13 protein-coding genes are annotated in these 17,387 nt (G+C 33.4%); 3 read left to right on the forward strand and 10 right to left on the reverse strand.

The genetic code is table 11. The features are described from left to right. Window positions 1-2: 2 nt before the first annotated feature. The 10 genes from EVJ48_00775 to EVJ48_00820 form a co-directional block, all read right to left on the reverse strand. Complete coding sequence (locus tag EVJ48_00775) at window positions 3-1,922, reverse strand: hydantoin racemase (protein ID RZV40488.1); 1,920 nt, start codon at window positions 1,920-1,922, stop codon at window positions 3-5. Window positions 1,923-2,013: 91 nt separating this feature from the next. After that, the gene (locus EVJ48_00780; GenBank protein ID RZV40489.1) at window positions 2,014-4,074 is read right to left on the reverse strand and encodes a molybdopterin oxidoreductase family protein; all 2,061 of its coding nucleotides are present in this window, start codon (window positions 4,072-4,074) and stop codon (window positions 2,014-2,016) included. A gap of 10 nt (window positions 4,075-4,084) precedes the next feature. Then, window positions 4,085-4,294: a hypothetical protein gene (locus EVJ48_00785; GenBank protein RZV40490.1), complete on the reverse strand. Its 210-nt coding sequence runs from the start codon at window positions 4,292-4,294 to the stop codon at window positions 4,085-4,087. A 56-nt stretch (window positions 4,295-4,350) separates the two neighbouring features. Next, window positions 4,351-5,700 (reverse strand): divalent metal cation transporter, encoded by a 1,350-nt coding sequence (locus EVJ48_00790; GenBank protein RZV40491.1) that lies wholly within the window; start codon window positions 5,698-5,700, stop codon window positions 4,351-4,353. A 326-nt stretch (window positions 5,701-6,026) separates the two neighbouring features. Further along, window positions 6,027-7,814 carry a tRNA uridine-5-carboxymethylaminomethyl(34) synthesis enzyme MnmG gene (mnmG, locus tag EVJ48_00795; protein RZV40492.1) on the reverse strand — a complete coding sequence of 596 codons (1,788 nt, stop codon included), beginning with the start codon at window positions 7,812-7,814 and terminating at the stop codon, window positions 6,027-6,029. Between the two features lie 116 nt (window positions 7,815-7,930). After that, entirely contained in the window at window positions 7,931-9,334 is a 1,404-nt protein-coding gene (gene mnmE, locus EVJ48_00800) for a tRNA uridine-5-carboxymethylaminomethyl(34) synthesis GTPase MnmE (protein ID RZV40493.1), read from the reverse strand. 18 nt (window positions 9,335-9,352) lie between these two features. Continuing rightward, entirely contained in the window at window positions 9,353-10,921 is a 1,569-nt protein-coding gene (locus EVJ48_00805) for a membrane protein insertase YidC (protein RZV40494.1), read from the reverse strand. 71 nt (window positions 10,922-10,992) lie between these two features. Further along, the gene (gene yidD, locus EVJ48_00810; protein RZV40575.1) at window positions 10,993-11,217 is read right to left on the reverse strand and encodes a membrane protein insertion efficiency factor YidD; all 225 of its coding nucleotides are present in this window, start codon (window positions 11,215-11,217) and stop codon (window positions 10,993-10,995) included. Next, window positions 11,207-11,545: a ribonuclease P protein component gene (rnpA, locus tag EVJ48_00815; GenBank protein ID RZV40495.1), complete on the reverse strand. Its 339-nt coding sequence runs from the start codon at window positions 11,543-11,545 to the stop codon at window positions 11,207-11,209. The genes yidD and rnpA overlap by 11 nt, the downstream gene beginning before the upstream one ends. A gap of 26 nt (window positions 11,546-11,571) precedes the next feature. Further along, window positions 11,572-11,721: a 50S ribosomal protein L34 gene (locus EVJ48_00820; protein RZV40496.1), complete on the reverse strand. Its 150-nt coding sequence runs from the start codon at window positions 11,719-11,721 to the stop codon at window positions 11,572-11,574. A 368-nt stretch (window positions 11,722-12,089) separates the two neighbouring features. On the opposite strand from EVJ48_00820, the gene dnaA reads away from it, so the two are divergent. From dnaA to gyrB, 3 genes are all read left to right on the forward strand, one after another. Further along, window positions 12,090-13,481 (forward strand): chromosomal replication initiator protein DnaA, encoded by a 1,392-nt coding sequence (gene dnaA, locus EVJ48_00825; GenBank protein RZV40497.1) that lies wholly within the window; start codon window positions 12,090-12,092, stop codon window positions 13,479-13,481. 214 nt (window positions 13,482-13,695) lie between these two features. Continuing rightward, the gene (gene dnaN, locus EVJ48_00830; protein RZV40498.1) at window positions 13,696-14,916 is read left to right on the forward strand and encodes a DNA polymerase III subunit beta; all 1,221 of its coding nucleotides are present in this window, start codon (window positions 13,696-13,698) and stop codon (window positions 14,914-14,916) included. Between the two features lie 22 nt (window positions 14,917-14,938). Next, window positions 14,939-17,383, forward strand: a complete 2,445-nt coding sequence (gene gyrB, locus EVJ48_00835; protein ID RZV40499.1) for a DNA topoisomerase (ATP-hydrolyzing) subunit B — start codon at window positions 14,939-14,941, stop codon at window positions 17,381-17,383. Window positions 17,384-17,387: the final 4 nt, after the last annotated feature.

Consider the following 17,387-nt stretch of genomic DNA (forward strand, 5'->3'; position numbering starts at 1 on the left):
TTTTATCTTATTATAAATATATAAATGATAATGCAGACGATTAAAGTTAAAAATAAATATCCCAGCGAAACGTTTATATTTGCCGAATTAACCGCTTTATTAAAAATTTCGGATATCTTGTAATATAATTTTCCCGCCGGAATATATATATATTTTTCGACTATATCGTTCACTTCTTCGGTATAAACCGACTTAGACCTGAAATACTTTTTTACGTCCCTTTCAAAATCTATTTCCGAAACCGACGAGTAAAAAGAGGAAAAAACTTTCATTATGCTCGAGGAAAATCCGCTGCCGGAATACTGAGCTTTAGGATTCTTCTCGTCGAGCCCGCATGCCCATGTTTCAAACACTCTTTTTTTATCGGAAGCGAATATTTTAAAATAGAAAAAAATTATTAATAATAGGAGGATAAACGCAGCGGCTATAATAGACGGCGCATATAAGGAAAACGAATGAACTTTTACGGCGCTGACTGCGGTAAACGGATTTGGATTTACCGTTCCTCCCGTCAGATAAAATATTACGGCGTTTAAGCTCGATATTATTTGATAAGGGTAAACTCCTATATAAATACATAAAACAACGGGCAGGGCAATTCCTATTCTTTCTACAATATGGGATTTTTTTACATTTTCGGCATTAGCAGTCCTCGGTTTCCCAAGAAAAGTTATTCCGAATAATTTTGTAAAAGCGGCGCCTGCGGCGGCTCCTGCAAGTGACAGAAGCGCTATGGATATTATCGAAAAATAAACCATATACAGGTTGCCCGTAAAAACCGAACCTATTAAAGAAATATATAAATACCACTCGCTTAAAAAACCGTTTAAAGGAGGCATGGCCGAAATAGACATTATACCGATAAGAAAGAGCACCGACAACTGCGCCATTTTTTTTGAAAGTCCGCCGAGTTTTTCCATATTTCTAGTATGCGTATATTTGTCTATCAAGCCCGCACCCATAAAAAGTGAACTTTTGCTTAAGCCGTGATTAATTATATGCAGGAGTACTGCTATCATTGCAATATATTCCAGCGATTTAAAATTTTCTACACGCGCCCAGTACGATATGCCGATTCCCATAAAAATTATTCCCATATTTTCTATAGTGGAAAAAGCAAGCAGTTTTTTAATATCTTTCTGCGCCATGGCGTACATAATCCCCAAAAGAGCGGACAAAGCGCCTATAACGAGAAGTATGATTCCAAGAAACGAGTCAGACCCTGAACTGAAAACGAATAAAAATTTTAAAATACCGTATATAGCCATATTAACCATAACGCCTGACATAACGGCCGATATATTGGCGGGCGCAACAGGATGGGCGTAAGGCAGCCATGTATGAAAAGGTATAATGCCCGCTTTAATCGAAAATCCGGTTATTGCCGCCGCCAGTATTATAATTCCCGCCGCGCCTTTATAATAATCGAAAGAAAAAGACGACGTTTTTAAATAAAGCATTATAAAAGCGGCGGTTATAAGAATAGTGCCTATATGCGTCATTAAAAAATATAAAAAACCGGCTTTTCTGGATTCTTCGTTTCCTTCATAAATAACCAAAAGAAAAGAAAAAATGGACATCAATTCCCAAAAAATCAAAAAGGTCAGCATATCGTTACTTATAACGAGAATAAGCATGGATATTATAAATAAAAAAGAATATATAAACAGTGAAGGTTTATCGTCGTATTTATCCCCGTATTTTATAGAAAAAATAGAAATAAACAGTGAAATAGAAGATATGAATATTACGAAAAACAGGGAAAGAGCGTCAAATTTGAAGGAAAAATTTATAAAAGAGGATTGCAGTATAAATTCGCTTTTAAAATAGTATATGCTTAAAACCGTAAAAAACGCGGCGGATAAAATGGTCAGAAAACTAAAAAAATACCTGAATATCCCTTTATGCTTAAGGTTATCCATTTAATATCAAAACTTAATCCTCCATATTGTATAATTTAAAGTCAAAACTTTTTAATTATAGCAAATGCTTAAAAAATAGCAAGAACATTTTTTAGATTTTTTTAACTTCGACAAGTGAGGAAAAAAAAACGGCGCCGCCGCCTATATCCGATAAATCGTCGGGAGTCAGAGCATTTACGCCCGAACCGTTTGCGTAATCGTCTTTCCACCATAAACCTGCCGAAACGACTACTCCGGGCAGAACGGAATTTACGACTTTAACTTTTATAGACACCCCGCCCCGCTCGTTTTCTACCCTTACTAAATCTCCGTCATTAATGCCTCTGGCTTCGGCGTCTTCAGGATTAATTTCTAAAAAAGGCTCGATGGCTTTTGCTTTTAAAGAAGCGACTCCGGCAAAAGACGAATTTAAAAAAAAGTGGTTTGGAGGACTGACGAAGATTAAAGGGTAATTAGAATTTATTTTATTGAAGGCGTTTTCATTGCTATATTTTTCCGGATAATTTCTTATAGGATTGTACTGCGGTATTTCCGAAAGTCCGTAAGCCGAAACTTTTGTACTTTTAAACTCTATTTTACAAAAAGAAGTTTTTAGTTTATCGAATTTAAAAGGATAGTCTTCCGTCTCGATTTTAATAACTCTTTCTTTTTTAAGCCTATCAAAAGTTATTCCTCTTTCTTTCCAGTAAGGAAGGTCAAGAGCCATGCGCGCTATATCTTCTTCCGTATCCGAAAAACATTCGTCGTTAAAATCTAAAGCATTAGCAATAAGTTTAAATACTTCAATGTTAGGCTTAGCCTCTCCTAAAGGCCGTATAACCGGAACTGCCCACTGAATAAAAGTATGCCAGTAGCTTACGTAAAGGTCTGAATGTTCAAAGCTCGTAGTTGCCGGAAGTATAATATCCGCCCATTTTGCGGTATCCGTCATGGTTTGCTCGTGAACCACCGTAAAAAGGTCTTCCCTTCCAAAACCTTTTATAACCAAGTTTTGATTGGGAGCTACAACTGCAGGATTGCTGTTATAAACGTACAACGACATAATAGGAGGACTGCCAAGTTCGCATAATGCTTTTCCAAGCTGAACCATATTTACCGTTCTGCTTGCATTTTTCATTAAATCCGGTCTTTTTAACGCTTGTTCGTTTAAAGGAAAATATCCGGAATTAGATTTTAACGCTCCTCCGCCTTTATCCGACCATGCCCCTGTTAAAGACGGAAGTAAAGAAATCAGCCATGTATTTATACCGCCGTTTTTGTGATGCTGAAGTCCGTTTCCTATTCTTAAAAACGACGGTTTAGTTTCTGCATATAATTTTGCTAAATGTTCGATTCGCTCTTTTGAAAGACCGGTAATGCCTGCTACTTTATCTGGCGGATATTCCTGCGCCTTTTTGCGAAATTCGTCAAATCCGAAAGAATACTTTTCTAAAAATTCCTTATTTTCCAAATTATCTCTTAATATAATATGCGCAATTCCCAGAGCAAGCGCTCCATCCGAACCCGGCAGAATCATATAAAAATCGTCTGCCCATTTTGCCGTTTTATTGCGGTGAACGTCTACGGCTATAATTTTAGCGCCGTTTTTACGGGCAGCTTCGGCTAAAAGCGCCTGATGCATATTTGTTTCTAAAGCGTTTATTCCCCAGAATATTATCAATTTTGCATTAACGGAGTCTAAAGGATTTACCCCTTTAGACTCTCCGTAAGCAAGCTGATACCCCAGACTTCCCGCAGCTGAACATATAGTGCGGTCAAGAGCCGTAGCGCCGATTTTATTAAAAAGACGCCTGTCCATACTTGCTTTGTTAATTATGCCTTCCGTCCCGCCGTAGGAATAGGGCAAAATACTTTCAGAACCATATTTAGAAATAAGCTCTTTCCAACGTCCGGTAATTTCATCTATGGCATCATTCCAACTTATTCTTTTAAATGCGCCGACACCCTTCTTCCCCGTCCTGCGCATCGGATAAAGTATCCTGTTTCCGTAAATGCGTTCAGGATAAGCTCTTACTTTTTCGCAGATAACCCCTTTTGTTACGGGATGAGATGGATCGCCCGCCACTTTTACGATTTTACCGTCTTCGATTTCAATCCTTAAAGCGCATGTATCCGGACAGTCGTGAGGACACACCGAATATTTTATTTCCATTTAATCGTCCTTAATGTATTCTTGAAAATCCGATAATTACCATTATAATCATTACGAGTATATAAATTCTAAGAAACCAAAAGGCTATTTGCACCCATCCTTTAATTTCGGCTTTTTGTACCGGTATTTTATTATAATCTATTAACCCTTCTTCCTTTATAAAATCTTCCCAGTCTTCGTCGAGATCAATATCTTTAGAATTTTTTTTATTATTTTTCATATTGCGCCTCTTACAATTAAAATTAAATTATATCAATTTATTGAATTTATTTACAGTCATCCTAATAAATGCGGGAATACCACCGTTAAACCATACAAGAAGTTCATTATTATTAAAAATCCGACTATTGTAAACGCCGATATATTCTGCCATGGTTTATTTATATGCACGCCCATTATCTCCTTATCGTTTAAAAGCAAAAGCAAAAACATCATGGCCGCAGGCATAAAAATAGTAGCAACTACCTGGACTGTTAAGTTTAAAAAACCTAAAGGCGCATTCGGTATTAAAACTATACTTCCTGCGATCAAAAGGCTTATTATACCGGGAAGATAAAATTTCCAGCCTTGAAGCGGCGGCATATTGATGCTTTTAGGCCAGCCGAAAGCTTCCCCCATAGCCCAGGAAGTGCTTGCGGATATTGCTATAGCTGCTATAAGACCGGCCTCTACTAATCCAAGAGCAAAAAGTCTCATAGCAAGAGGTCCCATTTTTGAAGAGATTGCCGAAAGAATGGTTTGTATGTCTAAATTAGGCGTATTAGTCATACCGTAAACGGTTCCCGCCGTAATAAGTATAATGGCTATAGCGACTATTACCATAAATACGGAACCTATAAACGTGTCTAACTGTCCGTCCCTTATATCTTTGACCGTAAGGCCTTTATCTACTACGGAAGACTGCTGGAAAAAAAGCATCCATGGAGCTATAGTAGTGCCTAAGTTTGCAAGAACTACATATATAAAAAGCGAGGTAACGCCTCCGGGTATATGCCATGTTCCAAAACTTCTCGCAACCGCTCCCCAGTGCAAATGAGGAACAAAAAAAACTAAGGGAACGAATATAAGGTTAAACGCTGCTATACTTAAACTAATCCACTCCCATGCCCAATAACGTAAAAAAAGCTGAATGGAAGCTATAATAATAACGGCCGCTGCCGAAGAAATAAGCGGCGGAACTCCAAAAACGCGCATACCTATAGTTATGCCTATAAACTCCGTTATCAGCGTCAATACGTTTGCTATGATAAGGTCTATTAAAGAAAAAGCCCCCCAGAACTTTCCGTATCTTTTCCATATCATTTCGGCATGCCCTCTGTGAGTTACGGCACCCAGCCTAACGGTCATCTCCTGTACAATATAAGCTACCGGCAGCATTATTATCATAAACGGAATAAAAAAACCTATTCCGAATATTGAACCGGTCTGAGCATAAGTCATAACGCCGCCGGCATCGTTGTCGGCGATCATAACGAGTATTCCTGGACCGATAAGCGCCATTAAAAGGCACAAACGGGAAAAATACCCGTATTTTTGCCTCATAAGATGGATTTTAAGCCTGTCTGCCGCTCTAAGTTTAATATCTACAGGAAGATTGTCGAGTTTTTCTTTGTAAATATCTTTCATATTTAGTCTCCTTCTTAATAAACAGCTTTAACCGTTCATTAGAAAGAGAGAAATATTAAGATAACAAAGTTTATAAAGGAAAGTTAAAATTAAATAAACACTCTAAAGCCAATGAAGTATTAAAGCCATTATCGATTTTTTTTGAATTTAAACAATAATCGCTACTGTCGGGCTCACTTCGCATAAACAGCCTCCTGTGTTTAATTAACTTATTTTTTACATAATATAAGATAAGTATGCTATTTTAAAAAAAATATGTCAAGAAAAAAATATTATAAAAATGCTTTATGTTTCATGTGAAACATATTTAATTTTTTAATTTAATTTTATTTTCGGCATCTCATTAATAAAATACCGACCGCCGCGGGAGTTATACCTGAAATCCTGCTTGCTTCCGAAATAGTTTTGGGACGTATTTTATTTAGTTTTTCAACTACTTCTATGGACAATCCAGGAATAGAATTAAAATCCATACCGCTTTCAATCTTAAAATCGTCAAATTTTTTTAACCTGCCTATCTCTTCTTTCTGTCTTGAAATATAACCCTCGTATTTGACAAAAAGCTCTACTCTGTTCATTATATCTTTGCTAAATTTATTTAGTTCTTCGTTTAATTGCGGAGCGATACTTTCCAAATAAATGTCCGGACGTTTCAAGAGGTCGTAATACTTTCCTTTTTCGTAAGTCTTTAAAAATGAAAGTAGTTTGTTAAAACCGTCTAATCGTTCTTTGTATATAAAATATCTTTCGTCGTCTAAAAGGCCGGCTTTTTTACCGAATTCACACAGCCTGAAATCCGCATTGTCTTCCCTTAAAAGCAGTCTGTATTCGGCGCGAGACGTAAACATTCTGTATGGTTCTGAAGTGCCGAGAGTTATTAAATCGTCTATCAAAACGCCTATATATGCCTCATCCCTTCTTAATATTAAAGGTTCTTCTCCTTTTATCTTTAAAGCGGCGTTAATTCCGGCAACTATACCCTGAACTGCAGCTTCTTCGTAACCTGATGTTCCGTTAATCTGCCCCGCCAAAAAAAGTCCTTCTATTTTTTTAGTTTCCAAAGAATAATTAAGTTGGGTAGGTAAAATATAATCGTATTCTATTGCATAACCTGGCCTCATTATTTTTACGTTTCCAAGCCCGTTTATAGTCCTTAAGAATTTAAGTTGGGTATCTAAAGGCAGGCTGGTGGAAAGTCCGTTAGGATAATATTCTACCGAGTCAAGACTCTCTCTTTCCAAAAATATCTGGTGCCTTTCTTTGTCTTTAAACCTGACTACTTTATCTTCTATGGAAGGGCAGTATCTGGGGCCAATTCCTTTAATAACGCCGCAATATAAAGGAGACTTATCCAAGTCTTTTAAAATTGCGTCGTGCGTATTTTTGTTCGTATATGTAATATAACAGCTTATCTCGTTATTTATCTTTTTATCCGCTATAGAAAACGGAATAAAATCGTCTTCACCTTTTTGCTCATCAAGCTCTGAAAAATCTATAGTCCTTCCGTCCAATCGCGGCGTAGTTCCCGTTTTAAGTCTTCCGAGTTCAAGACCGCTTTCAATCAAACTCAAAGAAAGTTTATTAGAAGCAAAATCGCCTGCCCTTCCGGCATTATAGTTAAAAAGACCGATATGCACCAGACCCCTTAAAAAAGTTCCTGTCGTTAAAATGACGGCATCGGCAAACAGTTGTTCCCCCGTCCATAAAACTATTCCTAATACTTTTGCATTTTTTACGATAAGCGAATCAACCATAGACTGAATAATCGTAAGGTTTTGTTCAGATTCCAAAGCCTTTTTCATATAGGTTTTATATCTAAACATATCCGCCTGAGCACGCGACGACCTGACCGCCGGACCTTTTTTCGTATTAAGGGTTCTAAACTGAATTCCTGTTTTATCTGTAGCTTTACCCATCTCGCCGCCGAGAGCGTCGATTTCGCGCACTAGATGCCCCTTTGCAAGCCCTCCGATAGCAGGATTGCAAGACATCTGCCCGATGTTGTCCAAATTAATCGTAACAACGGCAACGTTCAGACCCATCCTTGCCGAAGCAAGGGAAGCCTCTATGCCTGCATGCCCCGCTCCTACAACTATTACGTCAAAACTATTCATACTATTTTTATTTTCCATAGTCGGAATTATAATTCAAAATTATATGTTTTAAAGTTTTCATTTATCGTTTCTATATTATTATAATATAGAAACGATAAATTTTTAACGGCCGGTTTTTATTTGCCGATGCAAAATTCTTTGAAAAGCACGTCTAAAACGTCTTCGTTGGTTACGCTGCCGATTATCTCATCAAGAGATTTAATGCCGTCTCTTAAATCTATCGATACCAGTTCTAAAGGAGAACCTTCTTTAAATTTTTCTTTTGCTCTTTCTAAAAAATTTAAAGATTTTAAAAGCAAGTTTTTCTGCCTGATAGTCGTAATACCGACGTCGTCTTTAACGCCGCTTTCAGACTTTATGATAATATCATACAGAGCCGTTTTCATCGACTCAAAACCTTCACCGGTCTTGGCGCTTATAAAAACAGGATTATTAGTAAACTTAAATTCCTTAATAATTTTATTTTCTACCGTTTTTAAGTTTTTAACAACTAAGGTATCTAATTTATTAACTACGGGAACAACGTTTTCTTTTTCTTCCAATATTTCCTTTAAAATTTCATTCTCCGTTAAATCGTTAACGTCGAAAACATATAAAACGGCATCGGCATTTTTAATCTGGCTGTAGCTGACTTTTATTCCCTCATATTCTATCTCATTCTCCGTTTCCCTTAATCCGGCAGTGTCTATAATTTTAACGGGTTTATTGGATAAAAAAAGATTTTCTTCGATATAATCCCTCGTAGTACCGGGAATATCCGAAACTATGGCTCTATTTTTATCTAAAAGTTTGTTTAATATACTAGACTTTCCTACATTGGGCTGTCCGGCTATTACTATGCTGAAACCTCTCTTGTTTAGCTCGTAATTCTCGTAAGATTCTATAAGCTCCAAGATTAATTCCGCCGACTCCTCTGCTTTTTTTAGAAAATCGGCATTAATATTTTCAAATTCCTCCTCCGGAAAATCTATCAACGCTTCAACGGAAGCAAGCATATAAAGATAATCTTCTTTAATTTTTTCAATTTTTTTTTCTAATAATCCGCTGAGTTCGTTGTTTGCGATAACTAAGGTTTTTAAAGAATTAGCTTTGATTATTTCCAGAATAGCTTCTGCTTTTACAAGGCTAATTTTATTGTTCAGATAGGCTCTTTTGGTAAATTCTCCGTTATATGCAAGCCTTGCGCCCGATTTTAATATTATTTCCAGTATATATTTGGTGTTAAATACTCCGCCGTGAGGATATATTTCAAACATATCTTCTCCGGTATACGAATTCGGACCTTTTATAAAAACGCATGCCGCTTCGTCGACAAAAGATTCGGTTTGAAAATCGAAAATGCGTCCTATATATAAAAAACGGGATTTTATATCGGATAAATCTTTGCGGTAAGGCCTGAAAATTTTTTTAAGTATATGCAGGCAGTCTGCGCCGGATGCCCTGATAATGCTGATTGCTCCTTCGCCTGAAGGAGAAGAAATAGCGCAAATAGTATCTATTTCATTTTTTAAAAAAGACATGACGCAGTAAAAATAAGGTTAAGCAAATTTTTTATTTATAATATACTGCTGGACAATGGTTAAAATATTATTGACAGTCCAGTATAAAAGAAGACCTGCGGGAAAATGAATAAAAATGAACGTAAAAACAATAGGAAGTATAAGCATAATTTTAGCCTGGGCGGGGTCGCCAACCATAGGATTCATTTTTTGCGAAATCAGCATGGATATGCCCATTAATATAGGCAGGATATAATAAGGATCCTGAACGGATAGATTATGTATCCAGAATATAAAAGGTGCGTTTCTGAGCTGTATCGATATTAAAAGCGCTTCATACAAACCGTAAAAAACAGGAATTTGCAACAGCATAGGAAGACATCCGCCGAAAGGATTTACCTTGCTTTCTTTATAAAGTTCCATAATTTTTTTGTTTAATTCGGCTTTGTTGTCTTTGTATTTCTCGCGCAGTTCGTTAATCTTAGGCGTTAATTTCTGCATCTGCTTCATAGATTTAAAACCTGTATAGGTAAGCGGATAAAACACTAACCTTATTACTAAAACGAGAAGTATAATAGCAACTCCATAATTATGAACATATGCGTAGAAAAATTCAAGTATATGAAGTAATATTATTGAAAAAAAGCCGAAAAAGCCGAAGTTTAAAGTTGAGCTAAGGTTATGCTTCAAGGGGTTTAACAGGGATAATTTTTTCGGTCCGCCGTAAAATTTTAAAGACGTTTCTACTGTTTTACCGGAAGCTGCATGCAACGTTTTAGGAATTATAAAAGAAATTATATTACCTTTCTTTTCTGCAGTTATGCTAAGTCCTGGCGATAATACCGAAAGCAAAAAATATTTAGAGTTAAAACCGGCAAAAGAAATATCCCCCGTAAACTTTTCTTTATTAGTAATAGACGGGGTTTGAAAGTTTTTATTAATATAAACCGCAGTAGCAAAATTAACAAAATTTGGGCTTTTCGACGAAGCCGGCTTTAAACCCGCAGACAAAATAAACCTGCCCTTAAGATTATACGGTTTATTGCTGATATTTTTAATATAAACCGTCGCCGTCAAAAGATACTTATGTTCGTAAAATTTATATTCCTTAGTCAGTATGACCTTGCCGTTTATATTATAGACAAACTTTACAGAATCTTTTTTCCTTATTATATTGACTAATTTTATTGGAACGTTTTGATTTTTTGGTACAAAGTTAATTACTTCCGGAATATTTTTAGAATTGGCAAGATTAACCTTATTTTTATAATTTTTTTCGGTGTAAGAATAATTTAAAAGATTTAAAGAATCTATTGCTCCCGTATATTTATTAAACTTTACATAAATATTCTTTCCCTTATAGGATAGGGTTTTTAGGCTTTTAAGCGAATTTGATATAGAAATTAATTTTTTTATTTTTTTTTGTTTAAGAGGAATAATTTTTTTCAAATTTTTAACGCTTTCTTTGCGTTTTAAATTTGAAACTTTAGTTAATGCGGTCGTTTGTTTATTTACTACCGGCGCTTTTTGCCCGTGAGGCATAAAATAGCCCCATGCTATTATTAAGATTACCGATAATATTGAAGCTATAATTATTCTCTTTTCCAAAAAAACTCCTTTACAGTATATAAAATTTAAATCAAATTGCTTAACAAATAATTCTGATGCGGCAGTATATTTTAATGTGCATGCTTATCGACAGGGTCGTATCCGCCCTTAGACAAAGGATTACATCTGATAATCCTGTATATAGATAAAAAAAAAGCTTTAAAAAAACCGAAAGTTTGAAAACATTCTACGGCATATTCGGAGCAAGTAGGGTAAAATCTGCAGCTTTGTGGCAATAATGGAGATATAAACTTTCTGTAAAAATTTATTAGTACGATAAAAAATTTATTTAAAATTTTCATTTTGTATTAAAAATTCAAGCTCTTTTAACAGATGAATTTTAGAAGGAGGAATTTTGACTAATAATACTGCGCAATCTATTTTTCTAAGATTATACTGATTTAGTCTTATAAATTCTTTTATGATTCTTTTAAACTTATTTCTTTTAACAGAATTAAGGAGCTTTCTTTTAAACGTAATTAAAAATTTGAAACTATCTGACTTAACATAATAAATTACCGAAATTTTTTGCGGTTTTTTAAGTCCTTGTTTGAAAATATAATTTATTTTGCTTTTATCATTTAGTTTAATGTCTTCATTTAATTTAAATTTTTTTTCAGACATTATTATATAAAGCTTAAAATAAAAAACTACTTAGAGCTTATTACTGGAACAAGTATTTTCCTGCCTTTTCTTCTGCGCCTCGATAAAACCAATCTTCCGTTTTTAGTGCTCATCCTGCTTAAAAATCCGTGCGTTCTTTTTCTTTTTAATTTACTTGGTTGAAAAGTTCTTTTCATAACTATTGCTCCGTTTTATTTATTAATAATAAAATTTTTTATGAGATAAATTTTAATTAAAACAAATAATAATACTAATGTCAAGCAGTTTTTATTTTTAATTTATTTCTCAACATGAGGTAACAAAAGGCTATAAGTGATATTAAAATATTTAATGCATTGATTTTATAAGAAAAAAATTATTGAAATATAATTGAAATATATTTTAAAATTTGATAATGTTGATTTGTTAAATTTTATACTGAAAATATTTCCAATAAAAATTAAAAAATAAAGCTCTATTCATCTCTAAATTAATAGTATAAGTTATTGTAATTAAAGATATATTTGAGTTATCAACAACTGTTGATAACATTGTTTAATTTATTATGGATAAAATAGAACCTCTATTAAACGAATTAAAAAAAGAAATAGGCGACAGCAATTTTAATATATGGTTTAATCCTGCCGATATATCTTTAAACGACAATACGCTTATATTTTCCGTGCCGAATAAATTCTTTAAGGATATTATTAACGAATCTTACCGTGAAATTATTGTAAATATATGGAAAAATTTGAACAACACGGAAGATCTTAATATGATTTATAATATTAACGAAGCTTCCGAAAATAATTTCATAGTTAAAAACAATACCAACATAGAGGATAATATAAATATAAATTTATCTCCGGTAAATTTAAAAAATGAAGTTAAAGAAAAAACTACGGAAAAAGAAAACAAAAAAAGTTTAAAAAAGGAATATCTTAATATAAACGAAAAATATACATTTGAAAATTTCGTAATAGGTTCGGGAAACCAGTTTGCTCATGCGGCAAGCGTCGCCGTAGCCAATCTGCCAGGACAGACTTATAATCCAATGTTTATATACAGCGACGTTGGACTTGGAAAAACACATTTGCTTAACGCTATAGCCAATAAAATAATAAAAGAAAAAAATTTAAACGTTTATCTAGTATCTTCCGAAAAATTTACCAATGAAATGATTACATCCATTAGGGACGATAAGATGGTAGATTTTAGAAACAGATATAGAAACGTAGATGTTTTACTTATAGATGATATACAGTTTATAGCCGGTAAAGAAAGAACTCAGGAAGAATTCTTTTATACTTTTAACGCACTGTATGAAAACCAAAAACAGATAGTGGTTTCAAGCGATAAAATACCTAAAGATATCGTAAGTTTAGAAGAAAGAATAAGGTCTAGATTTGAATGGGGGTTAATAGCGGACATTCAGCCTCCTGATTTTGAAACAAGGGTTGCAATCCTTAAAAAGAAAGCTATTTTAAACAATATAAATTTTCCGGACGAAGTTATAAATCTTTTAGCCAATAAAATTAATTCTAATATAAGAGAATTAGAAGGGGCTATGATTAAAATATCTGCATATTCTTCTTTTACCGGAAGACCAATAGATATCGATCTTGCAATTGAGGCTACTTCTAATTTATTAAAAGAAAACGAGAAAGTTATTACTGCAGAAAACGTTATAAAATCAGTATGCAATTATTTTAATATTAAAATAGCCGATATTAAATCAAATAAAAAATTAAAAGAATTCGTCGAACCGCGTCAAATCGCCATGTATTTAATAAGAACTTATACCGAACTGTCTTTTCCAGAAATAGGCGATAAATTCGGAGGAAAAGATCATTCTTCTATAATTTATGCGGTTAATAAAGTAAAAAAGAATCTTAAAAATAATGAAGGATTAGAAAAAACTTTAAATAATATTATTAAAATAATTAAAAAGTAATTATGTTTAAAAATATGTTAATTTTATGTTTAATTTTTTCATAATAAAAGAATTAAACATTTTTTAAAAAAAAGGCGTCTAAAATAACACATATTTATAAACAAGAAATTACTTATAGTTTTAATTACTTAGTCGTTTTTAAACTTTTTAAACCATACTATTACTATTAATGTTTTTAAAATTAATTATAATATAATAATAAACGGCCTAAAATATGTTAAATTTTAATATTAAAAAAAAGAATTTTATTGAATGTCTGTCTTTAACTCAGGGTATTTCCGAAAAGAAAGGGTCCATGCCTATTATTTCTAATATTCTAATAGAAAATACAGATAATAATTTCATTAAAATTAGCGCGACTGATTTGGAAATTTCTATTATAGCCTACTGTAACGCGGAAATAATATCCGAAGGGAAAACAACCGTAAATTCAAAAAAGTTATTTAATATTATTAAAGAATTTTCTGAAGACGGCCAAAATTTATCGATAAATTTTGGCGAGAACGAGAACGGTATAGCGGTAATTAATTATAAAAAATCTATTTTTAAGCTGACTACGGTTCCAGTCGGAGATTTTCCAAATATTTTAGATTTTAAATCCGACGACAGTTTTAATATAGATTTTAAAATCCTTAAAAATCTTATTAGCAAAGTAATTTTTTCAACCGCAGCTTCGGAAGATACGAAAAGAAACCTTACCGGCGTTTACTTTGTTTTAACGGAAGTAGAAGATAAAGACTATATAAGGCTGGTTGCGACCGACGGACACAGGCTGTCTATAGCGCAAAACGAAATAAATTATAAAGGCGAAAAAAGCGGCGGAATTTATGAATTATTAAAAATGGGAATAATAATTCCAAAAAAAATATTGTCTGAGATTATAAAATTAGATAAAGATATTATTATTAAAATTATGATTAATTCAAATAACGTAATTTTCGAATTTGAAAACCAAACGGAAAACGCAGGTAAAAATACAAAATTTATATCGCGGCTTATAGAAGGTAAATTTCCCGATTATAATACGGTACTTCCTAAAGACGGATATAAAATTTCAATAATAAATACCAAAAAACTGTATAATTCTATTAAAATGGTGTCGCTTCTTGCAGAAGAAAAAAGCCATTCTATCGAACTTAGTTTCAGCGAAAATAATCTGTCTATTAAAACAGTTAATACAAACGTCGGCGAAGGGAACGACGAATTAGAAATTAATTATAAAGGAGAACCTATAAGTATTAAATTAAATTCGAGGTATATATTGGATTTTATTTCGAATATAAATGAAGAAAATTTAAAAGTAAGATTTAATACTATTTATACTCCGTTAGTAATAGAGCCGTATATAGCATCGGAAAAAATTGCTAAAGAAGACGAAAACAAAGAAAATTTAATTCAAAACGTAATAGGCATATTTATGCCGATGAGATACTGATAATAATAAAAAGAGGTTATTAATGAATACAGAAGAAGAGTATAAAAGTTCAGATATACAAGTATTAGAAGGATTGGAAGCGGTCAGAAAACTGCCTGGAATGTATATAGGTTCTACCGGTATAGAAGGACTTCATCATTTGGTTTATGAAGTTGTAGATAACAGTATAGACGAAGCCCTTGCAGGTTACTGCAAAAATATATTAGTCAGAATTAATATAAACGGTTCTGTTACCATTGAAGACGACGGCAGGGGAATACCGGTAGATATACATGAACCTCAGGGAGTTTCGGCAGCCGAGGTAGTTCTTACTGTTTTACATGCAGGCGGAAAATTTGACAAGAAGTCGTATAAAGTTTCAGGAGGACTTCATGGAGTCGGTATTTCCGTAGTTAATGCGCTTTCTCAAAAGTTAGATATAGAAATTTATCGCGACGGTTATGTTTATAGACAAAGTTACAGTAAAGGCAAGCCGCTTGGCAGACTTGAAAAAAGCGAAAAAACAAATAAAAGAGGAACATCCGTTACGTTTATACCCGATTTTGAAATTATGGAACGGAACAGTTTCGATTTCGATATTTTATCTAATAGGTTAAGAGAGCTTGCTTTTTTAAACGCCGGAATACACATAAATATAATAGACGAAATTAACGATAAATCCCATGATTTTAAATATGACGGAGGTATTAAATCTTTTGTAGAATATATTAATCAAAATAAAAATATTTTAATTAAAGAACCTATTTTTATTACGGCAAAAAAAGACGACGTTATCACCGATATAGCTTTGCAGTATAACGACGGTTATTCGGAAATATTATATTCATATGTTAATAATATAAATACAAGAGAGGGTGGAACTCATTTAGTAGGTTTTAAATCCGCATTAACAAGGGTAATTAATAATTATTACATCGCCAATACGAATAACTTTAAAGACAGGGGCGGCAAACGGAATGAAACTATTCAGATATCCGGTGACGACGTAAGGGAAGGGTTAACGGCGGTCATAAGCGTTAAAATGCCAAATCCTCAGTTTGAAGGGCAGACTAAAACTAAACTAGGCAATAGTTATATAAAAGGCATAGTAGAATCTTTATTGAACGAAAAATTAACCGAATTTTTCGACGAAAATCCTCAAACCGCGAAAATTATAGTAGAAAAAGCTTTAGATGCCGCAAGGGCAAGAGAAGCTGCAAGAAAAGCAAAAGAACTCGTAAGAAGAAAAAGCCTGCTTGATTTTTCTTCCTTGCCCGGAAAATTAGCCGACTGCCAGGAAAAAGATCCCTCGCAGTGCGAAATTTATATTGTTGAAGGAGATTCCGCAGGGGGCAGCGCTAAACAGGGCAGAGATAGAAAATATCAGGCTATTTTGCCTTTAAAAGGTAAAATTTTAAACGTAGAAAAGGCAAGGCTCGAAAAAATGCTCGGTTCTGAAGAAATTAAAATATTAATTACGGCATTAGGCGGAGGAATTACTTCAGGGACTTCAAAAAAAGAAGAAAGTTTTTTTAATCTTGCCAAACTTCGCTATCACAAGATAATAATAATGACGGATGCAGACGTGGACGGTTCGCATATAAGGGCTCTGCTTTTAACTTTCTTTTACAGGTATATGAAAGAAATTATAGAAAACGGTTATCTTTATATTGCCCTTCCGCCTCTTTACAGGGTAAAAAAGGGAAATAACGAAGTTTATCTTAAGGACGACGATAGTTTAGACGCCTTTATTATTAACGAATCTTTAAATTCTATAAGCGTATATAAAAAGCAGGAAAATGCCTCAGATATTATTTTAGACAAAAACTGGATAAAAGACTCTATAAATAAAATTAAAAATTACAGAAATCTTTTAGATAAATTAAATAAAACACATATATCCAGCAATATAATCGAATATTTAATCGATAACGATATATCTTCAAAAGATTTGCTAAAAGAAGGACAGCAGGAAAAGTTATCCGCCGTCTTAAATTTTCTAAAAGATACCGGATATACTGCAGAAGTAAAAAACGATGAAGATTTTGAAGATTATAATAAAATAACAGTAAAATTTAAAAATTTTATCTCTTCCGTTTATTTAGATAAAAAATTCTTGGAATCGGTAGATTATAAAACAGTATATAGTTTAGGAAAAGATATAAAATCCCTTGAATTATCAAACGTAGTTGTCGTAGCCGAATCGAAAAAATACGAAATCAAAAATATGGACGATTTTTACGATATTATTAAATCAAAGGCACCCCAAAATATATCTATTCAACGATATAAGGGGCTTGGAGAAATGAACCCCGAACAGCTATGGCAGACTACCATGAATAAAGAAACAAGAACGCTTATAAAAGTAAATATAAACGATTTAATAGAAGCAGACGGAATATTTGATATTCTTATGGGAGACAGGGTTGAACCGAGACGTAAATTTATAGAAGACAATGCGCTTCAGGTCGTTAATTTAGATATTTAAAAAT

Source organism: Candidatus Acidulodesulfobacterium acidiphilum, from assembly GCA_008534395.1.
Classification (GTDB): domain Bacteria; phylum SZUA-79; class SZUA-79; order Acidulodesulfobacterales; family Acidulodesulfobacteraceae; genus Acidulodesulfobacterium_A; species Acidulodesulfobacterium_A acidiphilum.

Coding starts and splice junctions, on each gene's coding strand:
- EVJ48_00775 (RZV40488.1), bottom strand. CDS start 1,922: ATGGATAACCTTAAGCATAAAGGGATATTCAGGTATTTTTTTAGTTTT.
- EVJ48_00780 (RZV40489.1), bottom strand. CDS start 4,074: ATGGAAATAAAATATTCGGTGTGTCCTCACGACTGTCCGGATACATGC.
- EVJ48_00785 (RZV40490.1), bottom strand. CDS start 4,294: ATGAAAAATAATAAAAAAAATTCTAAAGATATTGATCTCGACGAAGAC.
- EVJ48_00790 (RZV40491.1), bottom strand. CDS start 5,700: ATGAAAGATATTTACAAAGAAAAACTCGACAATCTTCCTGTAGATATT.
- mnmG (RZV40492.1), bottom strand. CDS start 7,814: ATGAATAGTTTTGACGTAATAGTTGTAGGAGCGGGGCATGCAGGCATA.
- mnmE (RZV40493.1), bottom strand. CDS start 9,334: ATGTCTTTTTTAAAAAATGAAATAGATACTATTTGCGCTATTTCTTCT.
- rnpA (RZV40495.1), bottom strand. CDS start 11,545: ATGTCTGAAAAAAAATTTAAATTAAATGAAGACATTAAACTAAATGAT.
- EVJ48_00820 (RZV40496.1), bottom strand. CDS start 11,721: ATGAAAAGAACTTTTCAACCAAGTAAATTAAAAAGAAAAAGAACGCAC.
- dnaA (RZV40497.1), top strand. CDS start 12,090: ATGGATAAAATAGAACCTCTATTAAACGAATTAAAAAAAGAAATAGGC.
- dnaN (RZV40498.1), top strand. CDS start 13,696: ATGTTAAATTTTAATATTAAAAAAAAGAATTTTATTGAATGTCTGTCT.
- gyrB (RZV40499.1), top strand. CDS start 14,939: ATGAATACAGAAGAAGAGTATAAAAGTTCAGATATACAAGTATTAGAA.